8 protein-coding genes and 1 pseudogene (1 of these 9 running past the window's edge) are annotated in these 9,286 nt (G+C 64.3%); 4 read left to right on the top strand and 5 right to left on the bottom strand.

Features of this window, described 5'->3' with window-relative positions:
* The first annotated feature begins 31 nt into the window (after positions 1-31).
* The gene (locus tag ACFE99_RS07770) at positions 32-430 is read left to right on the top strand and encodes an aldehyde dehydrogenase family protein (protein WP_375484006.1); all 399 of its coding nucleotides are present in this window, start codon (positions 32-34) and stop codon (positions 428-430) included.
* A 24-nt stretch (positions 431-454) separates the two neighbouring features.
* Here the strand turns inward: ACFE99_RS07770 and ACFE99_RS07765 are convergent, their stop codons facing one another.
* Both ACFE99_RS07765 and aceA read right to left on the bottom strand, forming a co-directional pair.
* The gene (locus tag ACFE99_RS07765) at positions 455-2,131 is read right to left on the bottom strand and encodes a sulfatase-like hydrolase/transferase (RefSeq protein WP_375484010.1); all 1,677 of its coding nucleotides are present in this window, start codon (positions 2,129-2,131) and stop codon (positions 455-457) included.
* Positions 2,132-2,189: 58 nt separating this feature from the next.
* Positions 2,190-4,481: an isocitrate lyase ICL2 gene (gene aceA / locus ACFE99_RS07760; RefSeq protein WP_375484004.1), complete on the bottom strand. Its 2,292-nt coding sequence runs from the start codon at positions 4,479-4,481 to the stop codon at positions 2,190-2,192.
* Positions 4,482-4,697: 216 nt separating this feature from the next.
* On the opposite strand from aceA, the gene ACFE99_RS07755 reads away from it, so the two are divergent.
* Positions 4,698-5,717, top strand: a complete 1,020-nt coding sequence (locus tag ACFE99_RS07755; protein ID WP_375484002.1) for an NADP-dependent oxidoreductase — start codon at positions 4,698-4,700, stop codon at positions 5,715-5,717.
* A gap of 6 nt (positions 5,718-5,723) precedes the next feature.
* On the opposite strand, the gene ACFE99_RS07750 is transcribed toward ACFE99_RS07755, so the two are convergent.
* Entirely contained in the window at positions 5,724-6,398 is a 675-nt protein-coding gene (locus ACFE99_RS07750; protein ID WP_375483999.1) for a hypothetical protein, read from the bottom strand.
* Between the two features lie 25 nt (positions 6,399-6,423).
* Positions 6,424-6,807, bottom strand: coding sequence for a hypothetical protein (locus ACFE99_RS07745; RefSeq protein ID WP_375483997.1), 384 nt, complete (start codon positions 6,805-6,807; stop codon positions 6,424-6,426).
* A gap of 248 nt (positions 6,808-7,055) precedes the next feature.
* Between ACFE99_RS07745 and ACFE99_RS07740 the strand changes: the two genes are divergently transcribed.
* Both ACFE99_RS07740 and ACFE99_RS07735 read left to right on the top strand, forming a co-directional pair.
* Complete coding sequence (locus ACFE99_RS07740; RefSeq protein ID WP_375484008.1) at positions 7,056-8,219, top strand: LLM class flavin-dependent oxidoreductase; 1,164 nt, start codon at positions 7,056-7,058, stop codon at positions 8,217-8,219.
* Between the two features lie 167 nt (positions 8,220-8,386).
* Complete coding sequence (locus tag ACFE99_RS07735) at positions 8,387-8,668, top strand: hypothetical protein (RefSeq protein ID WP_375483995.1); 282 nt, start codon at positions 8,387-8,389, stop codon at positions 8,666-8,668.
* A 24-nt stretch (positions 8,669-8,692) separates the two neighbouring features.
* On the opposite strand, the pseudogene ACFE99_RS07730 reads toward ACFE99_RS07735, so the two are convergent.
* Positions 8,693-9,286, bottom strand: a pseudogene (locus ACFE99_RS07730) (1,3-beta-glucanase); it runs 277 nt beyond the window's last position.

The raw sequence follows: 9,286 nt of genomic DNA, 5'->3' as shown, positions 1-9,286 counted from the left end.
CGTCACCGACGCGCTGGCACGGGGGGCGAAGATGCTGGTCGGAGGCCAGCCCCGGCCTGGCCCCGGCTCGTTTTATCCGCCGACGGTGCTGGCCGGTTGCACCCCAGACATGCTGGTGTTCCGCGAAGAGACGTTCGGGCCGGTAGCTCCGCTGCGTATCGCGGCGGACTTCGACACAGCCCTGGCCGAAGCCGTCGACGACCGCTACGGGCTTGCCGCCACCGTGCTCACTCCCGACATGGCCCATGCGCAGGAGGCCTGGCGGACCTTGCCGGTGGGGACCGTGAAGATCAACGCGGTGTTCGGCGGCGCCCCCGGCGGGGCCGCAGAACCCCGGCGCGCCAGCGGCAGCGGATTCGGTTTCGGCCCCGAGCTGCTCGACGAGATGACCGCGATGAAAGTGGTGCACTGGTCGCCGCCCGGTGGATGAACGCAATCGAACCGCAGATCCGCGTCAACCTTCACGCAGCGCGACAAGCTGTCGCATGTCGGCAAGACCCTGTTCCTGAGCGTCGCCCAGGAAGCTCGGCAGAGGTGCTCGCACCTCTTGGAGCGCCTCGTGCTCGATGAGCGCCTGTAGCGCCGCTTCCTTGCCGTTGCGGCCGGCCTGGTTGTCGACCTCTTGAGCACCCAGAGGTGTTGAATAGTCGTAGAATTCGCGCTCGATTGGGCGCGACGTGTCGATTTCCATGCCGCCGGGCTTCCAATATGAGTACATGGCGAGCTTGGCATCACGGGTCCGCACCGCGAAGATGTGACTCGGTGAGGAGGTGGGGATATTGGTCGGCAGCTCGGATGTTCCGAACACGGCGCGGGTGTTGGGGGACTTCAACAGCGTGGCCATCTCCTCCACCGACATGTCGTCGGTGACATGCGCGATCCACGGTCGGCCTTGCGCTGCTGGCTTTTCGGCGATGCGCGCGAGGTCGGCACGGCCGGCCAGGTAGGAGTAGCGGGGCTCGGCGCGCCACCCGTTTCCGCCATGGCCGATGGTCAGCAGTAGTGGGGCCAGGTCGACGCTGGAGGTGAGCTGAGCGCGGGTATCCCCGGGTTTGGGAGTGAGATGTCCGTGCGGGTCGCGAATGAAGAGCGGCACCCGGATCGCCTCCTCATAGGCCGCCGCCCCCTTGCCGCGCAGGCCGTGTGACCCTGCGTACTCACCGTGATCCGAGGTGAACACAACGACGGTGTTGCGGTCGATCGCCGGATGTGCGGCCAGTTTGTCGAGTACCCGTCCGATTTGGGCGTCCACCTGCTGTTGTAGCCACAGATACATGTCCAGGCAGCGGGCCCACTGGGGTGCGACATCGGGCCCTGAATATGTCAGCATGCCCGTCAACAGCGGGGACATGAAGTTCATGAAGTCGATCTGCAGTTGCGGCTTACCGCGCCGATGTAGGTCATCGGGTGTCTCGAAGTTGACCGGCCCGGCGTCAAACCAGTGTGGAACACCTTCGGGCAAGGGGTTTTTCGGCCACCAACAAATATCGTGCGGATTGACCAGCGAAACAGTCGTGCACCATGGCCCGTTGCCGGCGTTGTCGTCGAACCATCGACAGAACTGGTCGACGATGCTGGGATCTTTCTGCAGCCCCTGATTCGGCGAGCCGTTGGGCGATGGAAAGGTTCCACCGGAATATCCGTGTGCCTCAAGGCCTTCCGGCGTCACATCACCCGAGTGACCGAGATGCCACTTGCCCCACCACCATGTGCGATAGCCCTGTTGCCGCAGCATACTTCCCCATGTGGGGAACTTCGGCGCCAGGCTCGATTCGCTCGGCCCTTCGCCGGTGAACAAACATCCGGTTTGATGCGAATACAAACCGGTGGTCATCACGCCACGCGAAGGCGTGCACATATTCGAGGCGCTGTAGTGCGACTCGAAAGAGACGCTGCTCCTTTTTAATCGACCGATATTGGGCAGTAAGGCGTCGAGCTTGTCAGGCTCCGGAAACCACCGGGGGCCGCGCATCTGGTCGACAACGATCACCAGGATGTTCGGCTTGTTACCGCGAACTACCGCTGAATCGCTCCGGCCGGGCTTGTGTAGGAACTCGTAGCCACCGACTCCGACCGCGGCAGTACCCGCCGTGATCGCAGCACCCGTCAACACCGTCCGACGATTAATCACATGCTGCACCTGCACATCCTGTCATGGGTTGCAGGGCGCGTCGCGCTTGCGATCGCCGCTAGGCCTCCTTGCGGATCAACCGCCACAGTGCTTTGCGATCGGGCGCCAACAGCTCCTCGATGCGCGGTTGGTTCACGTCGGCGACGATGATCTCGCCTACCTCTTGGTGGACGTCACGGAAGATGCCGTGCGACTTCATCTTCTCGGTCTGATAGAGGTTGTCCTCGGTGGGGGTGACGTAGTGCACCGCGGCGGCCTTGAAGCGGTGCACCAACCACAGGTGGATCAAGGTCATCAGGCGCTTCTGACGCAACTTCTCTTCGAAGGTGTTCTGGTCACGCACCGTGAGGATCGTGCTCGCGCGCCGGTCTTGGAACGGCGCGAAGATCACGTTGGCGAGTTCTTCCTCGCCCTCCCCGAAGATGCCGAGTTCAAGCAGCTCTGAACCGGCGCGGTGGGGTCGCAGCTGTACGCGAAGCTTCTCGTCGAGCTTGTAGTGCTCGCTCCACATCGCCAGCCATTCCTCCAGCAGCTTCTTGGGCACCTCGGTCTGCACGAGGTGCTGGTGCTGCGTGGAACCCTTGCCCATGGCCTTGGTGGTCGCCGTGCGCCCTGAGGTGGCCAGCAGCGCGGCGTCGGCGCGCGGGCCACCCGCCAGAGTTTGCGGCGTCCGGTAAGGCGACTCGACCAGACGCAGCTGGCGCTGCAGGCGCGCCAACGCCAGCATGCCGTCCTGCCGCAGCGCGGTGGCGAACTCCTCGGCGGCGAGCCCGTCGATCTGGTGTCCGCCGTAGGTGATGAAGTTGAAGACGAAGCCCATCTTGCCGAGTTCCTCGGGGAAGGCCCGCATCTGCTCGTCGGTCATGCCGGTGGTGTCCCAGTTGAACGACGGGGAGAGGTTGTAGGCGAGCATCTTGTCCGGGAACTGGGCATGGACCGCGTCCGCGAATTGTTTGGCGTCGGCCAGGTCAGCGGTCTTGGTCTCCATCCAAAGCAGGTCCGCGAACGGCGCCGCGGCAAGCGACTTGGCGATCGCATACGGTATGCCGCCGCGGACCTGGTAGTAGCCTTCGGGCGTTTTCGCGCGCTCGCAGTCCCATCCGGCGTCGGCGCCTAGCTCTCTTGCCTTTTCACGCGCTTCGTACAGCGAAGCGGTCTTGGCGAACTCGCGCCACTCGGCCGCGGTCATCTCGGCCGGTTCGCCCTCGCTTTCCCGGAATTCGAGTAGATCCGCAACGGCCTCGCCGTAGGTCTCCAGCCCGGCGTCGTCCTCCCAGGCCTCGACAAATCGGGCCTCGACTTTGTCGAACAGAGCGTCGACCGACTGCTGCCCGTTTTTCTGCCAACCGGTGGCCGCCTGCTTGACCAGCTCCAGAATCCCTTGGCGCTCAAGCCAGGCGTCAGCGGCGGCGTACTCGCCCTCGGGAAGGGCATAGAGGAAGTGACCGTTGAGCTCTTTGACTCCGAGGTCGTAGAAACGTCGCATCAGCGCGAGCCAGCAGGACTTGTACGACGGGATCTTCAGGTTGGTGGCGCCAAGGAGGAAGGGCTGGTCGCGCTCGTCGGCGCGGCTGTCAATCAGGTTGCCCGCCTCGGCATCCGTGCGTGCCACGATGATGCCCGGCACGCCCATGACGTCGAGCTGGAAGCGGGCGGCGTTGAGCCGCTTGAGCTGCTCATCCGATGGCACCAAAACCTTGCCACCCTGATGGCCGCACTTTTTGGTGCCCGGGCGTTGGTCCTCGATGTGGTATCCGGGCACACCGGCCTCGACGAAGCGCCGGATCAGGTTACGGACATGCGGGTCACCGCCGTGGCCGGTGTCGGCGTCGGCGATGATGAACGGCCGGAAGTCGATAGCCGGGGTTGCGGCGCGTTCAGCTTCGCTCATGCGAAGGCGCTGGAACTGCTGATTGCGGTCGGCGGTCAGCAGCGCCCGGACCAGCCCGGCGGCCTCATCGGGCACCTGGCTCAGGGGGTAGCTCGCCAGGTCGGGCCCGGGGTCCTCAGTGGTGGAGCCCTTCGCCGATGTCGCCCAACCGCCGAGATAGATGCCTTCGATGCCCATCCGCTTCATGGTTACGGCCTGCCCGGGAGAGTATGGGCCGAATGTCGTAATGCTCTTGCCCTGGGCGAACAGCTCGCGCAGGCGGGCGTAAAACGCCGTCGCCGCCTCTCGTGCCACGGTGTAGTCGGTGGGGATCGTGCCGCGCTGCTCTACGACTTGGCGGGCCGAGTAGAGGCGGATTATTCCGTCGAACCGGGGGTTGTCGAAGTACCGCTGGGTGGCGGCGACTTGCTGTTCGAACGGTGAGCGGGTCTCTGCGTCCGCTTCGATGTTGGTGGCCATGGGTTTTACGCTCCTGTCCAGCGGTTTCCCCGACGATACGATGCGAGTCTATCTCCTTGATTCTTGATGCCGGCGTTTTGCTACCCGCTAGTAGGTCTAGGCATGGCAACCAGTCAGACGCCGTTTTTCAAGCTGCGGGGCCCGGCGAGCCAGTCATCATCGCCGTGTTTTACCGGCGCACCACCGGCCAGCGCGCTAGCACGGTAGTTTCGCGTCGTGCCTGACCTCATGAACCGTCAGATCGTGCTGCGTCGCCGCCCCACCGGCCTCGTCCAGCCCGGTGACACCGAACTGATCACTTCGCCGGCACCCGAGCCCGCCGACGGTGAGGCGCTGCTGCGCAACACCTATATCGGCATCGATGCCGCCGTGCGCACCTGGCTCAACGACCAGCCCGGCTACCTGCCACCGGTACAGCTGGGCGAGGTGATCCGGGCGGCGGGGATCGGTGAGGTGGTGGCGTCGCGCTGTGACGCCTACGCGATCGGCGACGTCGTCACCACGCTCTCGGGATTTCAGGAATACGTGATTATCCGCGACGACGTGTTCAGCACGCCGATCCCGGATGCAAAGGACCAGTTGGCGGTGATGTCGGTGTATGGCCCGACCGGCGCCACCGCCTACTTCGGCATGACCAACATCGGCAAGCCGAAGCCCGGTGAGACGGTGGTGGTGTCGGCCGCCGCAGGCGCGACCGGGTCGGTGGCCGGGCAAATCGCCAAGATCGCCGGCGCCAGAGTTGTGGGGATCGCCGGCGGGCCGGAGAAGTGCCGAGTCGTTGTGGAGCAGTTCGGGTTTGACGCGTGCATCGACTACAAGGAGGGCAATCTGGCGGCCGCGCTCAAGCAGCACTGCCCCGGCGGCGTCGACGTGTACTTCGACAACGTCGGCGGGCCGATCCTCGACGCGGTGCTGGGCCGCCTTGCGCCCAAGGCACGGGTCGTCCTCTGCGGCGTCATCTCCAGCTACCTGACCGGCGAGCATCCAGGGCCGGCGAATTACGTGAACCTGCTGGCCAAAACTGCACTCATGCAAGGGTTTAACGCCCTGGAGATGTGGGACCGCTTCGACGAAGCATTCGCCGATCTGCGTCGCTGGGAGCAAGAAGGCAAACTCGTCCACCGCGAGACCGTCTTCGACGGCATAGAGTCGTGCGTCGACGCGCTCAATGGGCTGTTCACCGGGGCCAACATCGGCAAGATGCTCGTCAAAGTCGGCGAACCCACGCCGGTCTGAGCGCTGCTATTTGTCGATCTCCCCGGAAATCCCGCGCTCGATGCTTGCCCGCGTCGCGGGCGGTAACACGATCAGACCGTCAAGTTCTTTACGGGCAAGGTCGTATGCACGCTGACGTTCGGGTGCGGTCGCGGCCGGATCTGAGGCCACACGCATCAGATTTCGCGCACGCGCGATCCGCTGCTGTCCGTCTTGGGAGAAGTCGTTGCAGCGTCTCCGGATGGCCTCGGTCTCAGCCGCATTGAATGCGGTTACGTAGTCCTCGAAAGCAGCGAGGTACTGCGCTGCGGCTTCGCGATCGTCGACAAGATCTTCGGCTTTTGCCGGGCGCAGGAAGTCTGCTCTGAGCTTGGCCTTGTGGAAGGCGATGGTGAGCGGATCGCGCATGTCGGTCATGAGCGGGAAGTCCAGCAGTTTGGCAACGTCGAGTTCGTATTCCAGCCACCGTGCATCCGTCCGGCTGTGCTCCTCGAGGATGCGTTTGATCGCGCTCCACTGGGCGACTTGGCTACCGCCGGTACGCCCAGGCGCCACCGACTCCACCCGGCCCGCTCGATCCGGCTCGCTGGACTCCACACGCCGCCGCTGTCCGGCCAAGAATGCCTTGACCCCGGCGATGATCACGCCGGCCAGCGGCAACAGAACCAGCAGAAGCTCCGCAAGCCGGAACAGCAAGCCCATAAGGCGAGGATGCCACCGTGGCCGGTCAGATCCACACGTAAAAGCGCGGGTTGGCCGGACCGCGCCGCGATCGGGGAAAGGAAATCGGCGTATCAAATCCGGCGAGCCTGACGCTGATCGCCGCTGAATCGGCGGAGACGGCGACGATCGTGCCGATGTCGTACCTCTGCTCGCCGTCCCACTTGACGGTGGCGCGCTGCCCGAGGTGTTGCGCAGAAAGCTCCTCGGGCGCGACCTCGGTCGGTTGCGACGACGGCGACGCTCCGGCATTCATCTGCGCATGCGTCGGCCCTTGGCCGGAATCCGCGGACCATGCCACGTCATCGCCGAAGTACTCGACGTCGTCGCTGCTGCGCTCAACTCGATGCAGCACCGACTTGGATCTCTCCGAGCCCGGCCCATCGTCCAACCAGAGCTTCCATCCCGGGGGAGGTGGCGGCCACGATGGGTCCGGCGACCAGTCAGGTGGCGGCACCCAACCCTCAGGTGGCTTGGGCCAATTCGGGGGAGGGTTGTAGCGCATCAGCAGTCACCGCCCCAAGTCGAAGATCCGAAACTAACCAACCATATCTCCGCTGGAGCGGTGCGCCTCTTTCACGTACTACGACGCGCCGCAAGGTTTAAGGTTCGGGCAACTCGATGTCGAAGGGGACCCCGATGGGCAAGCTCAAGTTCGGATATTTCATGGCACCGTTCCACCGTGCGGGCACCAATCCGACGCTGGCGTTGCAGCGGGATTTGGACTTCGTCGAACACATCGACGCGCTGGGCTTCGACGAAGTGTGGTTCGGTGAACATCACTCCGCGGGCAGCGAGATCATCAGTTCACCGGAGATCTTCATCGCCGCCGCTGCGCAACGAACCAAGCGGATTCAGCTCGGTACCGGGGTCATCTCACTCGCCTACCACAACCCGCTGTGGGTTGCCGATCGGCTGATGCTGCTTGATCACCTGACACATGGTCGCGTGATCGGCGGGGTAGGTCCGGGCTCGCTGCCCACCGATTCGGCGATGATCGGGTTGAACCCGACCGACACCCGCGAGCTGCTCGAAACCAATCTCGAGATTCTGGTCCGCCTACTGGCCGGTGAGACCGTGACCGCCAAAACCGCCACTCACGAGTTGTTCGACGCGAAGTTGCAGCTCGCCCCGTATTCCGAGGGCGGGATTCCCTTGGCGGTTGCCGCAGTCGCCTCGCCGACGGGCGCCAGGCTGGCCGGCAAGCACGGCATCGGCCTGCTGTCGATCGGGGCGACGCTGAGCATCGAAGGCTTTGACGCGCTGGCCTACCACTGGGGCATCGTCGAAGAGCGTGCCGCGGCCTTCGGCAAGCGGGTCGACCGCAAGAACTGGCGGCTGGTTGGGCCATTCCACATCGCGGAGACCGACGAGCAGGCCCGCGCCGACGTGAAATACGGAATCGAGCCGTGGTTCCACTACTTCCAGAAGGTGGCCGCATTCCCGCAGATGACCATGCCGGGGGACCAGCTCGACGAGATGATCGACATGATCAATAACGCGGGCGCCGGGGTGATCGGCACGCCGGAGCGGGCGCGCGCACAGGTGCAGCGGCTGTGGGAGCAGTCCGGCGGATTTGGCTGCATGCTGCAGATGGCCCACGAGTGGGCCAATCCCGCGGCGACCAAGCGATCTGCCGAACTGTTCGCCGCCGAGGTGATGCCACACTTCCAGGGCCAGGCGCAACCGACGCTCGACGCCGCTGTGCGGGCCAGCGAAGTACGCGACGACCTCGCGCAGACCCAACTGCACGCCATCGATCACATGACCAGGAAGTACCAAGACGAAGTGGGGCCGAAATAAACGACTTTCGGAACGTGATGGCGATGTTATCGGGCCGTAGCGACTAAGTCGCGTTAAAGTGATCGTCTATGACGATCCCGTCAAACCTATGGAGTGACGAACGGGGTAGGGGGCGGCATCGGCTGCCGGGGCGGGATCACGTACTCACCCGTAGACGGGCACGGCAAATGAGCCGACGCTTCGCCGAGGTCGGGGTCGAAATCCCCGCGGTGCGGCTTCAGGCAATAGCGGCGGGTGCCCCCGTCGCTTCCAGCGAGTTGGTGGACGTCCAGTTTGCGCTCACCACAACCCAGATACAGCGCGAGGAGCGCGTCGCCAAACTCCACCGCACCCGACGCCGCGGCATCCAATGTCTTCTGGTGGCGGGCCTCATCCTGGCAGCACTGAACCTGCTGTTGTGCATGGCCTACGCCTTCATCAGCCTGGTCCTCCACGAGCCGCCGTTCTGACGGACTCGTGTGTAACTCGTAGCGTTACCAGACCCGCACCCAGTCGATGAGCATGTCCGCCGGATAGCTGCCCTGTCTGGCATCACCGCCGCCCGAACCACCAACCGCCAGGTTCAACACGGGAAACATCGTGTATCCGGGATCGTTGAAAGGCCACTCGCGGATCGGCAACTCGAGATGTTCGATGCCGATGGCCGGAACGGTGAAGTAGGGCTCCGCGCCGTCGACGTAGTCTTCCCAGAAGTAGAAGCCGTTCTGGTCCCATCGCGATCGCCAGGTGTGCCATCCGCCGTCCACCCCGATCGGATGAGTCTCGAATGCCGTTCCCTCGGGGTTGGCGTGGACAGTCGTTCCCGAGGGCCACTCCCCGTTGCCGTACCACTCGAGCAGGTCGACTTCGCTACTGCGGCCGGGATCGTCGTTGGACAACCACCACGCCGGCCAGCACCCCGCGGTCAAACAGTTGAGTTTTATCCGGGCTTCCCATGTGGTGCCGCTGGGTCCGCGCCAGTTGCCGCTGACCAGACCGCCGTAGTAGGTGTCGCCCTCTTTTGTGGCGCGCAGGACGAGATTGGAGTTGCCGTCGACGAAGACGTTTCGGCGATCGTCCCGGTACTG

It is taken from the genome of uncultured Mycobacterium sp. (assembly GCF_964249325.1).
In the GTDB taxonomy this organism is placed as follows: domain Bacteria; phylum Actinomycetota; class Actinomycetes; order Mycobacteriales; family Mycobacteriaceae; genus Mycobacterium.
Note: the sequence above shows the minus strand (reverse complement) of the source record. Positions and strands in the feature narration are given on the sequence as shown.

Excerpts from the sequence above, each read along its gene's own strand:
- ACFE99_RS07770 (WP_375484006.1), top strand. The coding sequence starts at position 32 with ATGCTGGTCGGAGGCCAGCCCCGGCCTGGCCCCGGCTCGTTTTATCCG.
- aceA (WP_375484004.1), bottom strand. The coding sequence starts at position 4,481 with ATGGCCACCAACATCGAAGCGGACGCAGAGACCCGCTCACCGTTCGAA.
- ACFE99_RS07750 (WP_375483999.1), bottom strand. The coding sequence starts at position 6,398 with ATGGGCTTGCTGTTCCGGCTTGCGGAGCTTCTGCTGGTTCTGTTGCCG.
- ACFE99_RS07740 (WP_375484008.1), top strand. The coding sequence starts at position 7,056 with ATGGGCAAGCTCAAGTTCGGATATTTCATGGCACCGTTCCACCGTGCG.
- ACFE99_RS07735 (WP_375483995.1), top strand. The coding sequence starts at position 8,387 with ATGAGCCGACGCTTCGCCGAGGTCGGGGTCGAAATCCCCGCGGTGCGG.